General features: G+C 32.3%; 17 protein-coding genes. 4 read left to right on the plus strand and 13 right to left on the minus strand.

All coding sequences use genetic code 11. The features are described from left to right. Window positions 1-68: 68 nt before the first annotated feature. Complete coding sequence (locus PGC35_RS19650; RefSeq protein WP_375220348.1) at window positions 69-602, minus strand: hypothetical protein; 534 nt, start codon at window positions 600-602, stop codon at window positions 69-71. 982 nt (window positions 603-1,584) lie between these two features. Further along, on the minus strand, window positions 1,585-1,812 hold the full coding sequence (locus tag PGC35_RS19655; RefSeq protein ID WP_375220349.1) for a hypothetical protein: 228 nt from the start codon (window positions 1,810-1,812) through the stop codon (window positions 1,585-1,587). A 153-nt stretch (window positions 1,813-1,965) separates the two neighbouring features. Between PGC35_RS19655 and PGC35_RS19660 the strand changes: the two genes are divergently transcribed. The 3 genes from PGC35_RS19660 to PGC35_RS19670 all read left to right on the plus strand — a co-directional run bounded on the left by PGC35_RS19660 (window position 1,966) and on the right by PGC35_RS19670 (window position 5,651). Next, complete coding sequence (locus tag PGC35_RS19660; RefSeq protein WP_375220350.1) at window positions 1,966-3,441, plus strand: spore germination protein; 1,476 nt, start codon at window positions 1,966-1,968, stop codon at window positions 3,439-3,441. A gap of 103 nt (window positions 3,442-3,544) precedes the next feature. Next, entirely contained in the window at window positions 3,545-4,588 is a 1,044-nt protein-coding gene (locus PGC35_RS19665; RefSeq protein ID WP_375220380.1) for a GerAB/ArcD/ProY family transporter, read from the plus strand. Further along, window positions 4,563-5,651: a Ger(x)C family spore germination protein gene (locus tag PGC35_RS19670; protein WP_375220351.1), complete on the plus strand. Its 1,089-nt coding sequence runs from the start codon at window positions 4,563-4,565 to the stop codon at window positions 5,649-5,651. Before PGC35_RS19665 ends, PGC35_RS19670 begins: the two co-directional genes overlap by 26 nt. 569 nt (window positions 5,652-6,220) lie before the next feature. Here PGC35_RS19670 and PGC35_RS19675 read toward each other — a convergent pair. From PGC35_RS19675 to PGC35_RS19715, 9 genes are all read right to left on the minus strand, one after another. Then, the gene (locus PGC35_RS19675) at window positions 6,221-6,490 is read right to left on the minus strand and encodes a hypothetical protein (protein WP_375220352.1); all 270 of its coding nucleotides are present in this window, start codon (window positions 6,488-6,490) and stop codon (window positions 6,221-6,223) included. A gap of 669 nt (window positions 6,491-7,159) precedes the next feature. Next, complete coding sequence (locus tag PGC35_RS19680) at window positions 7,160-7,501, minus strand: hypothetical protein (RefSeq protein ID WP_375220353.1); 342 nt, start codon at window positions 7,499-7,501, stop codon at window positions 7,160-7,162. Window positions 7,502-7,661: 160 nt separating this feature from the next. Continuing rightward, window positions 7,662-7,853, minus strand: a complete 192-nt coding sequence (locus PGC35_RS19685) for a hypothetical protein (protein ID WP_375220354.1) — start codon at window positions 7,851-7,853, stop codon at window positions 7,662-7,664. 251 nt (window positions 7,854-8,104) lie between these two features. Then, entirely contained in the window at window positions 8,105-8,890 is a 786-nt protein-coding gene (locus PGC35_RS19690; RefSeq protein WP_375220355.1) for a class I SAM-dependent methyltransferase, read from the minus strand. 217 nt (window positions 8,891-9,107) lie between these two features. Further along, entirely contained in the window at window positions 9,108-9,728 is a 621-nt protein-coding gene (locus PGC35_RS19695; RefSeq protein WP_375220356.1) for an SdpI family protein, read from the minus strand. Further along, the gene (locus PGC35_RS19700) at window positions 9,725-10,027 is read right to left on the minus strand and encodes an autorepressor SdpR family transcription factor (RefSeq protein WP_375220357.1); all 303 of its coding nucleotides are present in this window, start codon (window positions 10,025-10,027) and stop codon (window positions 9,725-9,727) included. Before PGC35_RS19700 ends, PGC35_RS19695 begins: the two co-directional genes overlap by 4 nt. An 826-nt stretch (window positions 10,028-10,853) precedes the next feature. Continuing rightward, complete coding sequence (locus tag PGC35_RS19705) at window positions 10,854-11,672, minus strand: SDR family NAD(P)-dependent oxidoreductase (protein ID WP_375220358.1); 819 nt, start codon at window positions 11,670-11,672, stop codon at window positions 10,854-10,856. Between the two features lie 35 nt (window positions 11,673-11,707). Next, entirely contained in the window at window positions 11,708-12,406 is a 699-nt protein-coding gene (locus PGC35_RS19710) for an SGNH/GDSL hydrolase family protein (RefSeq protein ID WP_375220359.1), read from the minus strand. Further along, window positions 12,384-13,004 (minus strand): TetR/AcrR family transcriptional regulator, encoded by a 621-nt coding sequence (locus tag PGC35_RS19715; RefSeq protein WP_375220381.1) that lies wholly within the window; start codon window positions 13,002-13,004, stop codon window positions 12,384-12,386. The genes PGC35_RS19710 and PGC35_RS19715 overlap by 23 nt, the downstream gene beginning before the upstream one ends. A 373-nt stretch (window positions 13,005-13,377) precedes the next feature. On the opposite strand from PGC35_RS19715, the gene xerA reads away from it, so the two are divergent. Then, entirely contained in the window at window positions 13,378-14,217 is an 840-nt protein-coding gene (gene xerA, locus PGC35_RS19720) for a site-specific tyrosine recombinase/integron integrase (protein WP_375220360.1), read from the plus strand. Between the two features lie 1,498 nt (window positions 14,218-15,715). Here the strand turns inward: xerA and PGC35_RS19725 are convergent. Both PGC35_RS19725 and PGC35_RS19730 read right to left on the minus strand, forming a co-directional pair. After that, window positions 15,716-16,312 carry an AAA family ATPase gene (locus PGC35_RS19725; protein WP_375220361.1) on the minus strand — a complete coding sequence of 199 codons (597 nt, stop codon included), beginning with the start codon at window positions 16,310-16,312 and terminating at the stop codon, window positions 15,716-15,718. Window positions 16,313-16,862: 550 nt separating this feature from the next. Continuing rightward, complete coding sequence (locus PGC35_RS19730; protein WP_375220362.1) at window positions 16,863-18,002, minus strand: carcinine hydrolase/isopenicillin-N N-acyltransferase family protein; 1,140 nt, start codon at window positions 18,000-18,002, stop codon at window positions 16,863-16,865. Window positions 18,003-18,070 lie beyond the last annotated feature (68 nt).

The raw sequence follows: 18,070 nt of genomic DNA on the forward strand, positions 1-18,070 counted from the left end.
TTAATATGTATATTTATATGATAAATCCAACCATAAAGAATTTAATTTATGGTTGGATTTTATCATTTCTATAATTCTACTTGTTCTATTGTATCTCTATTAGTTACTGACCAGCCTAAATTTACTTGATGGCTACTTTTAGCGATCATTGTATCCCCAACAATTCCAGTATTACCTCTTGTTGTAACTAAAACAAGTCCGTCGTTTGTTGCATGGACTGTGTCACTATCTTGGTCCAATCGATTCAAAGATGTACTACCTTTTGGTTTTTTTAAAAGTTCACCCTGAACTGCGAAATAAAAGATTGCTTTTCCATTTTTAACAGATGTAGCATGTGTTCCGTACCATTCCAATCCATCTCTATTTAAATAAGTTAATCCTTCTCCAAAAGGGAGAATAGTAGTATCTCGTGTAGAAATTTCATCAGGATTAGTCAGATCCATCGTTACTTTTGAAGGGAGATCTTTTATATCATTGTAATCATAATCCACCCAGACTTCGTCTTTGCTTGTATTCTCTTGTGCTTGTGTAAAACTTGCAGGCGAAATTGCAAATGTTGAAACAAATATTGTAGCTACCATCAAAATGTGTTTTGTTTTCATAAACCTACTTCCAATAATAGTTTTTTCTAACATTTCCATTATACGACAATAATTCTATTTTTGGTATAAAAAATAAAAAAGTTTAAAATAATTTGATAATATTTTAGCGAACTTTAGTATATTCCTTAACTTTATCTTTATGTATTTTTTATTAAAAAAGTCTTTTTACAGGTATGAAAAATAGCCCCATTGTGATTAAAATGGGACAGACTTTCTGGTCTTGAATGATATCGCTAAAATTTTTATAAATAATATTAGTACAAATATTATTAAATCAATATATAGTGCCAATCCGTTCAAAAGTATTGCGAATACCGTTGATATCACTAGAACAAAGAAAATAATCATATCCCACTTTTTTTTCCATAAAATTTTATGATTTTCAATCAATAAAAATATGGAAAAACCGAAAGTTATGGAGAAAGTAAGCGTATAGGGATACATTTATATTCAATCAGTAATCTTTATTATGAGAGGAATAAATAATCTTCCTCTCTTTTTGATATATATTTTGCGTCAAATGCGACATAAAAACTCCCATTTTCTTCTTTAACTAAACTGCTGCGTTAGTTCAATAAGAAAAAAGAGTAGCCCTAGCAACCCATGATCTTTAACTAAAGCACCCGTTAGTTGAACAAGGGGTGCCAATATTGTTTAGCCAATATATTGACTAATTTACTAATTTCCTTTTGGCATTCAATACTTTAATTTCATAAGAGTCAATATTAGATACAGAATTTAGTTCCTTAGAATGTAGGATTTCATTCACTGTCTCTTCAATTTCCATTGCTAACTATGTGCATCTTTATCTGAACCTTATATTGAAGTTTGAATGGTAATGGATTTTTGATACTCAGTATTTATATTTCCGAATACGTGTTTATATCTATGTCAACAATGGATTTAATTACATTTTTTGCAATGGAATCAATATCCTTTTTTACTGAATTAAAATATTCTTTATTCTCTTTAACTTTTACCTTCATTCTATTTCCGAGTTCGAACTTACTGTAAATTCCAAATTCCCATATTTATCATAATTTTTTTCAGTTACCGTATTCAATGTAGAAAATCGTTCTTTAGTAGATAAAGGTTCTGGTTCATCCTTATTGGCAACGGGAGTATCAACTTCTGAATGCTTATTTAACAGGCTAAATGATGCTATTCCCACTATAAGTATCCCATTAATAATCAATATCCTTTTTAACATATAATCCCTCCTGTTAAGAAGGTAAGGGTGTGCCTCTGCATCTTATTAATTTAGTTTCGTATATTTTAAACTTAAAAAGCTAACAATGGAATTAATATGGAATTTTAACGTCTTCCAAAAATGCTTTTTTACGTATAGAGGTGAGGGATATACATGTTTTGGAAAAAACAATCAAATGAAAATAAGCCTGTTTCTCAATCCAACGCAGAATCAGAAATATCAATAGAGACTCTAAAAAAAGCCCTCGTTCAAATGGATGATGCGGAATTTGTGGAAATCAACATTTCTGAAAATCAAAATGTTAATCTTATCTACGTAAGAACCCTGATTGACCAAGAAAGATTAAATGAAAGCATTGTAAAACCTTTATCTAACTGTTCTAAAGAATCCATTCAGGAATGCAATGTTCACTCAACAATAAACTCCATTTCCACTTTTAATGAGGCAAAAAAGCAGCTGTTTAATGGATCAGTCTTGTTATTTGACTCTTCGTCAAACCTTTGGTTCGCTATCCCTTTAAAAAATCCACTTGGACGTGCAATTGAACCATCCGATACTGAAACCATCCTTTTAGGAGCAAAAGACAGCTTCAGTGAACAGCTAGAACAAAATATTACGCTCATTCGTAGACGTCTTCCAACACATGATCTGAAAACAGAGAAGTTCACCGTTGGTTCTTTAAGTGAGACAAATGTGGTCTTATTATACATAGAAGGGCTGACCAGTCCAGAATTTGTTTCAATCGCCAAAAAGAAGATTTCGGAAATTAATTTTGATCTCTTCTTTGAATCTTCTCAAGTAGCGGCATTCATGGAGGAACATCAAGACAGTATATTTCCACAGTTTCAGCAAACTGACCGACCTGATGTAGTTGCTTATTCTCTGGGATTAGGAAAAATTTCGATTCTGGTAGACAATACACCTTTTGCACTCGTTGCCCCAATTACTTTATTTCATTTGTTCCAATCACCAGAGGATTATATTAATCGATGGGTAGTTGCCAGTTTTTTGCGCATCATCCGATATGTAAGTTTTATTCTGTCTATCACATTGATCCCATTCTACGTGGCATTAACGACTCATCACTATCAAATGATTCCTTTACAAACACTTTTCGTCTTGGTGGAGTCAAGGAGCAAGCTTCCGTTCACTCCTTTTTGGGAAGCATTTATCATGTTGATTTTTATTGAAATTATTAAAGAAGCAAGTTTAAGGATGCCAACAAAGACTGGTCAAACGCTTGGGGTTATTGGGGGCATTGTAATTGGTCAAGCAGCAGTTGAGGCTGGTTTGGCAAGTAAGGTGTTAATTGTCATGGTAGGGATTTCAACTATCGGATCCTTTCTTATTCCTAATTACCTTGTGACAAAGGCGAATTCATTGATTCAATTCATTCTTCTTGTATTTTCTTCGTTTCTTGGGATAATAGGGATTGTTCTGGCAATGATTATCATTTTAGCCCACCTTAATGGCTTGTCTTCACTCAAGCAGCCATATTTATCCCCTGTTGCCCCTTTCTACGGAAAAGATTGGCTTGACCTATTTATTCGAGGGCCTTTAGTCAAAATGAAGGAGCGTCCAGAACATCTTAAACCGCTGAAGATGAAGAGATATCAAACTAGGAGATGAACTGATGGAAGCCCTTCAATTATTTAATAAAAATGAAACCTATAATGGGTTCTATGTCATGTTGATGGTAAATCGCCTCCAAATGCTTTACTTTTTTTTGATTATGCCAAGGTTTTTGATCCATTCATATATGATTTGGGTGATTATAGCGGTCGGCATATTGTCTCAACTAAACATTCTTCTTTTATCCAAATGGTTTTTAACCCGGTTTTCTAGCGAAGGATACAAAGGATTTGTCCAATTATTCGGAAAAAAACTTGTACGTCTCCTCTCATTCATCGGGTTGTTCTTTATCCTGCTTAAACTTTTCGTGATTATGTTAGGATTCTCGGAAATGGTTCAAGTATTTATGTTTCCAGCTACAGATTCAAATTGGCTTATCTTTTTTATTCTGTTGTCTTGTTTGTATGTAGCATGGAAGGGCGTTGAAAAAACTATACGTTTTGTCGTGATTTCATTTTTGTGTACATTTTGGATGTTCTTATTCTTTGCTTTTTTCTTCTTTCCTCCACTAGCTCAACTCAGTGATTTGTATCCGATTATTCCAATGGAACTAAGTGGGAATTCCTGGAAAGGGATATTTTTAATTATATCTTCATTTTCAGGTCCTGAATTTCTGGTATTTTTGGGACCGTGGTTTAAAACAAATAATAAGACATTTCGTTATTTGTCTTATGGCAATGCTCTAACCGTTATAGAGTATGTATCCTTATATATGGCGTCCTTATTCTATTTCGGTTCCAATTATTTAAGCAAAAGTCAATTTCCAATTGTCACTATGGCCCGTTATTTTCAAAATCCAGTAATTGAACGTATTGATATGGTCATGCTTTCTTTGCAATTATTTAACATCGTCTTTGCGGTTTCAATTTTTCTTCTGTTGTTTTATGGAGCATCTAAAATAGCTAATGGGAAAATGGAGAGACCACCCAGTCGAGTAGGATTTTTATTCAGTGTATTCATTATTTTAATTGGAATGATTCTTGTAAATGAATGGATTTGGAAGTCAAATGAAAAGCAGGTTATTTTACTTAATCTTCAAATTTTAGCAGGAAGCTTAAGTTACTTAGTGGTTCCAATTATTATTATCGCAGTGATGAAGATAAAGGGGGTTAATAAACATGAGACTACGAAAGAAGATGGCTAAAAAATTGTCAATCATATTTATGGCATTATGGTTAACTGGATGTGCCCCTTTTACTGAAAATAACATTATTGAAGAGCTTGCTCCGATCACATTTTTATCACTTAGTAAAGGGGATGAAGGTAAAATAAAAATAAGTACGATTTTGCCTCCTCTAAGCAAAGAAAAAAAGCGTGTAATGACGCAAGAAGTAAGCTTAATAAAGGAGGGAGTATTGGATTTTAATATAAACTTCTACCAGGAAATGAAATCTGGGCAAATGCGAATGCTGATAATTAATGAAGACCTCGGAAAAGAGGGGATTATGTCTATTATTAATGTGTTATTGACTGATCCGGATATTTCTTTGAGAATCTATTTAGTTATCGTAAAAGGAAATTTTGAAGAATACTTGGAAAATCAATTGGACAAACAAGAAAATCTTGATTACTCTTTTTACCGAATGCTGAAGCACTATGAGGAAAAAAATCAGGGCGAATTAAGTGTCGTTAATCTACATGAATTTAAAAATTTGTTATATACTCCTTATTCAGATCCTTTCTTACCTGTATTCAAAATAGATAATGACGCTATCATCTATGAAGGTACAGCCCTGTTTCAAAATGATAAACTAGTTGAAATAATAACAACTTTTAATGATCGTATCTTCCAGCTGTTAAACAATGATCACTACTTAGCTGTTTTGCCGATCCCAGAATTAGAAGTGGTTCTAGGTCATGTTAGGTCTAAAACGAAAGTGGATATCAATAAAAGCTTGTCTACAATGACCTATACAGTGAATATAGACTCAAGAATTGAAGAATACCGGGGAGAAAAGCATCTATTTGACCCAAAGGATTTAGAAGATTTGAAAAAAGAAATCCAATCCAATCTTGTAAAACAAACACAAGAACTAGTAAAAAAGATGCAAGAATTGAATGTGGATCCATTACAGCTAGGCATTCATACATTAAAACCATTCTCAAAACCAATGGATGAAAAAAAATGGATTGAACTTTTTGAGAAGATGGACATTAAGATTGATTATCAGTTTAATATTCAGCCATTGACGGATTCAAACGCATAAAGTTAATTACAATAAAAGAAAAAAACTCACTCACGTGTATGGTAAAGTCTTTTTAAAAACTACAGATTGCTTATTAGAGAATAAAAAAGCGATTTAAAACCCACCGTAAAACCAAATAGAAAATACTATAAATGAAAAATCATTCTCGGTAAAGATTTGAGAAGGACCTTCAACAATAATATTCCCTTTTACTGCACGTATTTTAAATTCGGCAGAGTTAAAAGAAATGACGATCAAATAAGTCACATCAAATACCTATGTATACATCATAGCTGCTAGTTGTCCTGTCGAGCAAGCGAAGCGCAGTAGGAAAGAAGAACAATATGTAATCTAGGAAAAGAGCAATATGTGACAACTATCTTGACAAACACCGAGCTATTGTTTCACTATCTCGATCATCTCCGTATAAGTTACAGTGGCATAATTACTTAGTCGCTCACTTAATTCCTCGCCAAGATTTCTATATTCACTATTGCTTTTTCAATAAGAATGCAAAATTTCTCTTCCAAACTTTCATAATGAGGTTCTTCACTTTTACTATTTTCTACCGCTAAAAATAATCTCCATATTTACTCGATATAATTTTTTTCTATTTCTGCGTATTCATGAGCTTCAACTTTTTCAAGCATTATCGTCAATCTATTTAAGTAGGTTTGAATACCCATTTCCTCAATATGCTCTGGAAACCAATTGAATAAGCTTGCATGCCCTCCACTTTCAAGCTCACAAAAATAATTAAACAAAATTAAGAAATCGTTCCTTTTCTCGTCGTCCGTCGGAAAAATGTATTCTCCATAGGCTGATAAAACAGCATTCCCAATGTCATCGTTAGTTTGCAATTCACTACGATTTACTTTGATTTTAATAACTAATTATTCTCCCCTAATTCTGATTTTTAAATTGAAGAAGCAATATCAAAAACTACATACATTTCAGGAATTTCTTAACGTACCACAACAACAACTTCCCGTAGCATAGTGATTTTTCAATAGTTGAGTCGTTGGTTTCTCGAAGAATTAGCTAATCCCTTATTCAACTAAACTGCTTCGTTAGTTCAATAAGAAAAAACCACTTCTATAAGCAGCCACTTGTTCTGCTAAAGCACCCGTTAGTTAAAAAAAGAAAGATAAAATAGGAAACAAAACAAGTAATACCACTATACTTTGAATCAAAGTTAACAAAATATCTTTTTTCCAAGTGTTATTTTGTGGATAACGGTTGTTCAATCTTTGGAAAATGAGTAGGAACCCCCACCAAATCAATAAACTTAAAAAGAACTGACTAATGTTATCATAAAGCAACAAAACACCTCCAAATTATCCTACCGATCTACTTTATTACGTTCGCAAGATAAAAATGGTTCCAAATTTTACTAAAACTTTCCTACATAAACAAACAAAAATCAATTTTGCTTGTTAAACTAAACTGCCGCTTTAGTTGAATAAGAAAAAGGCTTTACTCCTTCTTGAAGTAAAGCACCCGTTTGTTTAATTGTATTTATTCCAGTTCTAATAATCTAACTGTTTTAAACTCAATAATAAACCATCATCTGTAATTTTATTAACCTTGAATGAATTTAACTTTCTGTCAATTTTTTTATCCATTTTATCGGCATCACTGAATGAATTTCTTACTGCATCTATTGCATAAATAAGAATTGATAACACACCCGCACTTCCTAATGCCACTCCTATACTTTCGTTCTCTGGAAGATGAGTATCCATAATCTTTCTTACTTCTTTATAATAGTCTCCTTTAATAAGGATATATTCAGATTTTGCCTCTAAACCTGCTAATAACTCAGTTCGATTATGTGCTTCATAAGCTTCTATACCATTCACTTTGTACATAAAAAATCCACCTTTCAAGTGTCATAATAATTTACGAATGTAAACAAACTAAAGTTCCGCTTTTTTTTTATTTTTTATTCAACTAACCTGCTTACGTTAGTTTAATAAGAAAAAAGAGTTGCCCAAGCAACCCATGATTTTCACTAAAACACCCGTTAGCTTAATAAGTGCCTGCTACTAGCCATGCGATGCTCCACATAATAAGAGTAAACGATATTGTAAGCCAAACAGTATGAACCGTAGTTTTTTCTTCGTGTTTTACCTTTTTCAATATAGAAACCAAATTCAAACAAAATATAATGCAAAGGATAGGCATTAAAAACAATCCTATGAATGCAAATGCATAAGTCATATTCTCACTCCTTTGTAGTTGTTTATCATTGTTAAACTAAACTGCAACTTAACTTTAATACGTTTGAAGCAAATAGATGTTCCAATTTTATATAATTTTTCCATTTATAATAAGTAAAAATCCATTTGGCTTATTAAACTAAACTGCCGCATTAGTTTAAGTGTAACATTTCACATTGTACATAAAACAAGACCATCATTTTTTGATCGTCTTGTTTAACTAAAGCACCCGTTAGTGAAATAAAAAGACAACTAAATTAACTTTCTTCCAATGAGAAGACCGTGAAGACTTGAACCAAGCATCGAACGTTCATTTTTCATTTTCAAGAAATTTTGAAAAAATATATTATACTCTTCTTCAGTAAATGACTTGAGTCTATCACGCATTAAATATGCTAAACCATCAGTTGCTGAGTTTTCAATTACTTCTGCCGACTCCTTAAAGTGTTTAAACTCCTTTTCAATTTCTTCGGGTGATGTGAAAAAGAATATATCTCTCTCAAATCCAAATTCTTTCTGATTATTTGCCATATCTTCAAAAGGTATCTGGAGGTATTCTTTGTCACTGTTAATGTTTTGAAGGTATGCAGCAAACTTGTTAATATATGCGATAAATAGAAAACCATTTGGCTTTAATACTCTTAAACATTCGGAAATACATTGAAGTCTTTCTGATACATTCCTAATGTGGTAAAGGGGACCTAAGCAAAGTACCATATCAAACGAACCATCTTGGAAGTCTGATAAGTCTTTTGCATCTCCTTGAACTGGATTCAATTTAATACTTTCCCTCGTTTGGGATAGCTTTTCGCCCATCTGTTCAACGTGACTTGGGAATAATTCTAAAGCCGTAACATCGTGACCCTTATGTGAGAAATGAAATGAATATTTTCCCGTTCCTGCCCCAACTTCTAAAATCCTTAATTTTCTTTTCTTAATATACTTTGAAATACAATGTTCTGTAGTAAGAAATTCAATGTTTCTATGTTTTGCATCTAAACGAGTTTCTTCACTGATTTGGTTATAAAAATGGGGCATTCCTGCCTTTTTGCAGAAATGCCCCATTATTGAACGCTATGTTAAATAATAATTTTCAAAAAAGCTTTACTCCTTCTGGAAGTAAAGCACCCGTTAGTTTAAGTACATTCCTTCACAAGATACTCCTGATTTTAAAAAAGACTGTCGAAACTATATTGCGTACCTTTATTAAAGGACATTTTAATAATGTCTAAAACATTGTCATCCTTTACATAATTCAGGATATACTTTTCTGAATTCGATTCGCATAAAAGTATATAATTATTATTCCTACTAGTAATAGAACCACTGAAAATATTACAGCTAAATGAATGGGCAACAAAGAAGTAAGGACGATTAGACTTCCTAATATAATAAATATAAATCCACCAAATCTTTGCGTTTTTTTCCATGTCGTATCATCATTAAGAGTAGCTGCTGTTCTGATGCCGATAAAAAAATTTTTCTTTATCCGTGGTGTATAATTTCCAATTAATATAAAGAATAACCCAATCAGAACAAAGAGAAATTTTTCTGTTTTTAAGGATTCATCTTTTACATTTAATAAAAATGAAATATTTATAAAAAAAGTAAAAATAATCATAAAAATAGTTATAGGAGTATTTATTTTTTGCTTGTTTGTGTTCTTGTTATCAAAAAGAAGGAAAAGATAAGTTAATAGTAAAAGAATGAAGCTCAATATAAAGAAAATCATCATCACAAAAATTTTCCCTCCATATTGATCTGCGATTCCGTTAGTATAATGCATTGCTACTTCATTTGGTAAATATTCATACGATAAAAACCATAAAAGTAATACGGAAATAAAAGAAATAAGTAATACCCATACATGTCTCATTTTTCATCATGCTCCTTTTTATTATTAAAATCTATTACCCATCCTAAAAGTTCTTGAAAAATCGTTAAATTCAAAGAGTAAATGATATATTTTCCATCTTTGGAGCTTTCAATTAATCCACAATTTTTTAAAATGGCTAAATGTTGAGATATGCTTGGTTGAGAAATATTAAAGTGCTCTGTAATTTGACCAACAGTCATATCTTTATCTTTTAAAAGGTCCAAAATTTTTCTTCGTGTTCCATCTGATATCGCTTTATACACATCAAACAAAATTCCTATCCCCTTTCTTCTACGCATCAACATATAGCTATATAACTATATGTATTATAACAAAAAACCCGAATAAGTAAATGATTGTAAATTATATAAATTAAAATTACTTTGTTTCTACAAAGATTAACTTAAGTTTTGCCCTATATTTAATATAACTATCACTTGTTTCGATAGAACATAAAAAGTATAAATAGATTTTTTATTTCTTTCACAAAAATTATCTAAATACCCAGACATTTTTATTACCCCTTGAATTTTTGCATGCTAACTTGTTCAACTAACCTGCTGCTTTAGTTCAATAAGAAAAAAGGCTTTACACCTACTTGAAGTAAAGCACCTGTTAGTGAAAAAAATTATATTTTCACGGTACAAATTTTATAGATGATATGACCATTAACTTCAGTTGTTCCTGTATAGACACCCATTAGCAAATTGTTATAAATCGTCCAACGAGGACAATGTTCTTTCGTTCATTTATTTTGCCCCAAAGTTCTAGGGGCTTACTCACCTACCATACCGTCCTTATCAGCATCTTGCATATATGGGTATAACCAATGTTATATTTAGGTTAGGTAAGTGAAACATTTGAAATTAAAAGGACCATACATATTAGAGATGTCTAAGATGTGTAGTCCAATTTTATATCATTCTTCAACTAAAGCACCCTATAGATGAAGAATGACGATCACCATATTTGTGGAAATCGTCCTTTAATATTTCCTGCTGAACAGTATACTTGTACTGTGCAACAAATAGATCTGCTGTTTTTCCATCTTTCTTCTTCAACATTAGTCGTTTAAGTGAAATAATTCATATATCATTCTTTTTATGACATATTAAATAAATTGTTTTACAAAATACGAGCTTTTCTACTCACATTGCAAACTAGACGCATCAATGCAGTATGTAATGGAGGAAAGATTGTAAAAATAACATTCATTGTTTTACGAAAGGGCATTGGACAAATTATCGGTTTATTTTTATGAACTTCCTTAAGGGTTATTTTTGCAAGTTGTTGAGGAGACATCATCTTTTGTTTTTTCAATTGTTGAGTCATATAAGACTTATCGATATTGATTGCCTTAGCTGTATCAAAGATAGGTGTATCAACGAATGTTGGACAAAGTGTACTTACTTTAATTCCAATATCTTTTGCTTCGTAATGTAGAGAGGTAGTCAAACCCACCACAGCATGCTTTGTCGTTGAATAGGCTGCAGATAAAGGAGAAGGGCCGAGTCCTGCGGCTGATGAAGTGTTTACTAGATGTCCGAATCCCTGTTCTTTCATAATTCTATAACCAACTTGTGTACCATATATGACTCCCCATAAATTAAGGTTTACAATGTCTTGCCAATCTTCTAATGACATGTCATACATTTCACCATACATAGCAATTCCTGCATTGTTAAATAGATAGTCTAGTCTACCAAATTCACTATATATTCCTGATATTACTTTTTCTACACAATTGTAATCGGTAACATCCAAACGAACAAACCTAGAAGTAGAAGTGATATTATTTAACTTAGTTTCTAATTCTTTTCCCTCTCTTTCATTAATATCTGTGATAATGACAAAAACATTGTTATCTACTAATTCTTTACAAATTGCCTTACCTATTCCTGATGCCCCACCTGTTACAATAGCAATTTTTCTATTACAATCCATTTAAATCCCACCTTTACTAAATTTATAGAGTACTTCTATTGCGTTATAGTTTTGCTATTGTATAAAAGTTGATCAATTAACGTTGAATATTCTTCTACAACAACCAAAGCACCTTTACTATTTAAATGAATTCCATCTAAAGTCAAATGTAAACCTCGCTTACTAGATAATCGATCTATTCTTTCAGGCTTCTTATAAAATAGTACATCCTTCATAACTCTGACCACACTTGTGCCTAAGTAGTCAGAGCAATTGAGTGTAGCCAACTGCTTCTCAAATATTGAATTTAAATTCAAAAAGCTTACTTTTGAATGTTTACTAGAAATAGATTCAATAATGGAAGATAATTCTCTTAACTCTTTATTAGTTGGATTTTTAATGTTTTCGCCTACTACAGCTGGTGATACAACAACAACTTGTTTAGAAAAAGGCATAAGCATATCTAATACACTGTTAAAATAATCATTAAATTCTTGGTTGTCTTTTGCAACAGGCTGGGCTTGTACTTTCAGTAATTTAGAGTAAACATCATTAACCCCAATCCAAAGAAAGACTAAATCATAATCAGTGTCTAATTTTGTTTTAGTTAAACGAGTATGCAAACTTTTAATTGATTCCCCTGGTTTTCCAAGATTGATAAATGTAATACTTGAATATTTGTCTTGTAGAATTTTAGAAAAAGAAACTCCAGGTCGACCTTCTGTTAAACTGTCACCAATTAATCCGACTTTCATTTTCATTTCCTCCTTTTATTATTGACCCTAGAAAAATTGTAATTGCTTGATTGAAAAGCGGTTCAAGAGTTTTTAACTCTTGTGTATTTGTAAGTTGGCATAAGCCACCAAGCCATGTTCCAAGCAAGACAGTCCATTCATCTATATTGCCATTTTTAAACTCTCCCTCATCTGCTCCTTTTTGTAGAATAGATCTATAAGCGCTCATTGGGACAATGGCTAAATCATATAATTGCTTTATCGATTCTGGACTTGACTTTGGATTAGCAGCAAGTTCTTGCCCTGCCTTTAATAAAGGGGTTTGGTAATTATAAAGAACATGGTTTGCCATGCTGTACAATTTTTCGGTTGCCGTTGTGTAAGTAGTTTCTTTTGCTACCCACTTTTCATACCACTCTTGCATTGTTTTTTGAGCTAAAAGGACAAAAAGTTTTTCTTTGTTTTGAAAATGATAATAAATATGTCCCTTGCTGTAACCAGAAGCTTTTGAGATATCGCCAACTGATGTTTGATTATAACCTTTTTGAGAAAACAAAAAGGTTGCTTGCTTCATGATTTCTTTTCTTGCAGTCTCACTGTCATAACGTCTTTTGTTCAAAAAGTATTCTCCTTTCATAAATTTGAACAATCGTTCTAATTTAATCATACACATTTTTTTCTGAAAAATAAATAAATTAAATTAAGTGTTCAATATTTTGTCACATTGTACTTATAGGTTTGGGCAGTTATTTACTTCAAATTAGTAAGATTTCCTCTTCACTCATATGATCCATTCAGCTTAAGTACACTCTTTCACAAAGTCCTCTAAAAATGAAGATATTTATTGCGCAGTATTTAGTCTACTATGTATAAAGAAACGATAACTTTCTTCTTCCGCTAAACTGCCGCGTTAGTAAAAACACATCCTATGTCTATAATTCTATTAAGTTGGCAATAATCCTTTTAGTATTACTATTTTAGGGGGAATGAAATTGTTACTATCAAAAGCATGGTCTTCGTTTGAAGCGGATAAGCGAATAGAGGGCTTTTCGTCACAAACGTTAAAGGCTTACCAGTTACAGTCTTTGCTACTAATTGATTATTTTAAGGATGTAGAGATGGAATTACTGGATACAAATCAATTGAAGGAATATCTTGCTATATCGGGCAAGCATTTAAAGCCAGCCAGTCTTGCACATCGTATCCGCTTTATGAAATCGTTTTTTCGTTGGTCTCATGAAGAAGGATACTTGAGTAAGAATCCAACTTCCAAAATTAAAGAACCCAAAGTAGGGAAGCGGATACCAAAGTATTTAACCGAACGTGAGATTGAACACCTTCGTGAATCCTGTCATTCCCCAATGGAAAAAGCGATTTTCGAATTCATGTTTTCTACCGGTTGTCGAATTGGAGAAATTGTTGCGTTAGAAAAGAACCATATTAATTGGTCCAATCAATCCGCGATCGTTAGTGGAAAAGGTGACAAGGAAAGAGAAGTTTATTTTAATACACGTTGTGACATATGGCTTAAACGTTATATGGAAAGTCGGAATGACCATAATCCTGCTATCTTTGTAACAGCAAGACAGCCACATCAAATGAGTGTCGCCCAAATGCGTTACATCATCAAGCGGATCTCTAATCGGGCTGAAATTAATAAAGAGATTCACCCACATCAATTGAGACACAGCTACGCAACTCATTTGTTGAATAATGGAGCTCCTATTGAAATAATACAAAGTCTTATGGGGCATGAGAAAAGTGAGACCACCAGGATCTACGCTAAATTAAGCGGGAGGCTAAGGAAAGAGTATTATCAGAAGTACTTTTAAATGTGAAAGTAGCAACGTCTTAAAAGACGTTGCTACTCGATTAAAAATTACCTTTTCTTCATTAATTTCTTCTTTTTTGGTCGATTTTCACTCGTTTTTGCGTTAATCCTTCTTTCCTTAACTTCTCGGGATAATAAATAACACCCGAATTCTTTTTATATCAAAGTTTCGGGTGTTTTAGGAGTATCGAATAATAAATTTAATTCAAAATATTCTAATTTAATCAAGTGTTTTCAAGTATATTTCCCATCAAAAATAATATATATATTTGAGAAATTAAGTCCATAAAACCTATCTACCTTACTTATTTCTATAAGTATTAAATATATTAAGTATATTCTTGCCAGTATGGCAAAGATATACTTAAAGTCCCAGTTTTCACAGATTTGATTACGGGCAAGAATCTAAACTTCAAATGGTATTTTAAGCATAAGATTGTCACTCGAAAATTAAAGCATAAAGATGTCATAGTGACAATCTTATGCTTTAAGTCACACACTGTATGAAATCATATGATTTGAATATATGGAGACTGCGGGAGTCGAACTGCTGTCACTTAGAAATGTTGCTGGGATTAAGATTCCTAAGCTTCCTGGAAACAATCATATTTATTTAGCAATTTAATCAAAAGTATTATTGGTTTTCCAATCTCTCTACAGACTCTGTTCGAAAACAGTCCATTACTTCATCTATTTCTTCACTTGGGATGGATTTTTCTCTTATTTGCGTTAATCCTACTAGGTTCAATGCACTGATAATATATTTTTCCAGATGGATGTATTTATTATAATGATACAAATGATCACGATTACACTTATTTGCTAATCAAATTAAGAGTGTATAAACTTATATGTCAATTTGCAAAAGTGTCCAAACTTTTGTGTCAAAAGACTAGAAAGTCTAAACTTTTGTGTCACTAATTAATGACACAAAAGTTTGGACAATTTGATAAAAACATTGATAATATTTGTTTTAGATTGTCTAAAGATTTGTGTCAGTCGTCACTATATGACGAACGATACATGTATATGGACAAGAATATCGGGACGTTCCTCTTATCTCATTAAAAAAGATTTTTTTAAGACAAGAATGTCGGGACATACTGTATTGTTTTTGGGACACAAATGTCGGGACATTAAATCCTCTACCGATTTTGAAGAAAAAAATACTATTGTTATTTGGCTAGTTATTTCATAGACAAATTTTTGTAGTATACAATAGCTTTTTGTGCCAAATTACTTATTCCCATTTAAATCACTCTCCGTCCATATTCCATTCCCATTATTCTATTGAATAAGTAAATCCTCTTAATCAATACTCTTCAAATTCAACAAAAGATTGTACTTCTCCTTCTTCAACTAAACTGCCCAGTTAGTTTAAGTGTAACATTTCACAATGCATATCTGGGACCAACTTAATGTTTTGGACATAAAAATAGACCATCGAAACGATGGCCAGATTTTGCTAAAGAACCCGTTAGTTGAAGAGAGTAACCTATTTAATTTATAAATCGTATTTGTTTTATTTGTACTTTAATTCTGTCTAATCTTTTCTTGAATTTATTTCTCTTGTCATCGAGTAAATGAATGTCTAACATAGATGCAATTGTTTCCACTACACTTTCGATTGTCAATTTATCAGTTTCTATTCGATGTTTAAATATATCATTTGATAAACCTTGCATACATCTATCTATTTGTTGTTCACCCCATGAATTTTTTCTCTCACCCCTACCTCGCAGCCTCTTTTGTAATGTTTCTTTAGAAGCCCAAAGTACAAAATGATTGACTCTCACTCCATCATCTCTTAATTTCCCTACAATTTCCTCAAAATACTGTGGATTTACTAAGGTCATCGGAACAATTATAATCCCGTCATATTCACTATCTATGTATTTTAAAGTAGTGTAATTTAATTCACGCCAGATACTATAATCTTGGAAATCACCTTTACTAATTTCTTTGGGAATATTCCTGTTAATAAAAAAACCTATGTTTTCTGGATCATAGACAATGGAATTGGGAATCCTTCGTTCTAATTCGTATGAAGTCTGAGTTTTCCCAGAACCAAATGCTCCATTTAACCAAATAATCATTATAATCAACCCTTTTCATATTAAATGAGTTCTACTTATAAGACGTAAATTCCTTCTTCAACTAAACTGCTGCGTTAGTTCAATAAGAAAAAGGGGCAGCCTAAGCAACCCATGAACTTTAATTAAAGCACTCGTTAGTTTAATAACAACTAACAGGAGGTATCAATGTGCTACTTCCTGTTTTGTTTGATAACTTGCAATGAATTAGCTACCCAAAAAAGTATTGTAATTATTGCAATAACAAATATGTTAGGTTCTATATCTGAAATAATAGTATATAAAACCAAAAACCCAAGAAACATAGTCATACTACTAATATTTGTACTTGTAAAAAGTTTTGAAAATACTTTCAATTACAACACTCCATTCTAGTGATTTACTTGTTGTCTTTATCTTTTTATTGAACTATCCTGCCCCTTTAGTTTAAGTGTGCCATTTCACAATGGATTTCTGAGATCTACTTGATGTTTCAGATAAAAAACAGACCATCGAAATGATGGTCTTGTCTAACTAAAGCACCCGTTAGTTTAAGCACAATACTTCACAAACTTCACAAATTAAAATCAATATATCCAGACCTCTTCGTTTTCTTACCTTCTTCCCCTAAATAAAAATCTACCGATAGTTTTTTATTTTCAATATCGTATATGCTATGCCACAGAGTACGTGAAGGTAAGCTGGACTCTCTCAAGGTGCTGGTATCATCAAAAGCAACACTCTTATGGAGTTCCTTAATATAATTTAAGTTATATGGAATGTTGTTTGCTTTTAAACTTTCGGTTAAGTAAAAGTAACGGTTATACATAGAAAGCCGTTCATCAGATAATGGTAGTTCTGATGAAGTCTGGTATCGGAAGAGAGGAAAGTTAGTGAGCACAAGTGGTGAATTTTCATTGCCGTCAAAAATAAACTCTCTGTTTCGTCCGTGTGACATCTCCCAAATAAATGAGTTCCCACTCCTATCAGCAATTAAATAATGTAAAGGATATAAAGCATAATATTGTTTACCAGAATATAATGCTTTTTTCGCTTCTTCCACATTAGAACACGTATCTAAAAGGAGTCTTAAAGTTTGCAATTCGTTTAGACCTACTTGGGCAGTGTAAGAGGGCTCAATTGGGAAACCAGCAAGGGCTTCATCATCGGCTAGCATTGTCACAACCAAACCCTCCGAATTAATGCCATCTATTACTCCACTAAGAAGGTCAAAGCTTGATAAATACAATGAAGAATAACCCTCATCTGGGTGGGTTTCTATGATATATGGGTTAGAGAGAGCTGGTTTTTCACGGTCATCTAGAACCCCTCCTGAAACAGTCCCTGTTGTAAAGTCAAAATTCCTACTGACAATGGAACTTCCGTTATATGTAGTAACAGGTGGATAAAAAACAACGGAACATCCAAATAAACCAGAAGAATACAATAGAGTTGAGTGGTCCAGTCTTTCATCATTATTTGTTAAGCTGTTTACTCCCATTATTCGGTTATATAGAATGGGGTAATGTTCCTTATAATAACCCATTTGATATTTATAACTTGGCTCGGCTAGATTAAACTTAACACCATGCCTTTCAATACCTATACGGGCTAATTCTCTTCCGATTTCAAAATTTGTACCCTTAATTTTTAGGTAGCGTACTTCCATAAAATCATTTGGACTTCCAGCTATAATTTTCTCTTCCCGAATCATACTAACAGCCCCTTTAACTCCATTATTGTTTAATTCAGTGTTTTATTTTTCTAAAAGATGAAAAATAC

The sequence above is a fragment of the Psychrobacillus sp. PGGUH221 genome (assembly GCF_042055255.1).
Taxonomy (GTDB): domain Bacteria; phylum Bacillota; class Bacilli; order Bacillales_A; family Planococcaceae; genus Psychrobacillus.

Coding starts and splice junctions, on each gene's coding strand:
- PGC35_RS19650 (WP_375220348.1), bottom strand. CDS start 602: ATGAAAACAAAACACATTTTGATGGTAGCTACAATATTTGTTTCAACA.
- PGC35_RS19655 (WP_375220349.1), bottom strand. CDS start 1,812: ATGTTAAAAAGGATATTGATTATTAATGGGATACTTATAGTGGGAATA.
- PGC35_RS19660 (WP_375220350.1), top strand. CDS start 1,966: ATGTTTTGGAAAAAACAATCAAATGAAAATAAGCCTGTTTCTCAATCC.
- PGC35_RS19665 (WP_375220380.1), top strand. CDS start 3,545: ATGCCAAGGTTTTTGATCCATTCATATATGATTTGGGTGATTATAGCG.
- PGC35_RS19670 (WP_375220351.1), top strand. CDS start 4,563: ATGAGACTACGAAAGAAGATGGCTAAAAAATTGTCAATCATATTTATG.
- PGC35_RS19680 (WP_375220353.1), bottom strand. CDS start 7,501: ATGTACAAAGTGAATGGTATAGAAGCTTATGAAGCACATAATCGAACT.
- PGC35_RS19685 (WP_375220354.1), bottom strand. CDS start 7,853: ATGACTTATGCATTTGCATTCATAGGATTGTTTTTAATGCCTATCCTT.
- PGC35_RS19690 (WP_375220355.1), bottom strand. CDS start 8,890: ATGCCCCATTTTTATAACCAAATCAGTGAAGAAACTCGTTTAGATGCA.
- PGC35_RS19695 (WP_375220356.1), bottom strand. CDS start 9,728: ATGAGACATGTATGGGTATTACTTATTTCTTTTATTTCCGTATTACTT.
- PGC35_RS19700 (WP_375220357.1), bottom strand. CDS start 10,027: ATGCGTAGAAGAAAGGGGATAGGAATTTTGTTTGATGTGTATAAAGCG.
- PGC35_RS19705 (WP_375220358.1), bottom strand. CDS start 11,672: ATGGATTGTAATAGAAAAATTGCTATTGTAACAGGTGGGGCATCAGGA.
- PGC35_RS19710 (WP_375220359.1), bottom strand. CDS start 12,406: ATGAAAGTCGGATTAATTGGTGACAGTTTAACAGAAGGTCGACCTGGA.
- PGC35_RS19725 (WP_375220361.1), bottom strand. CDS start 16,312: ATGATTATTTGGTTAAATGGAGCATTTGGTTCTGGGAAAACTCAGACT.
- PGC35_RS19730 (WP_375220362.1), bottom strand. CDS start 18,002: ATGATTCGGGAAGAGAAAATTATAGCTGGAAGTCCAAATGATTTTATG.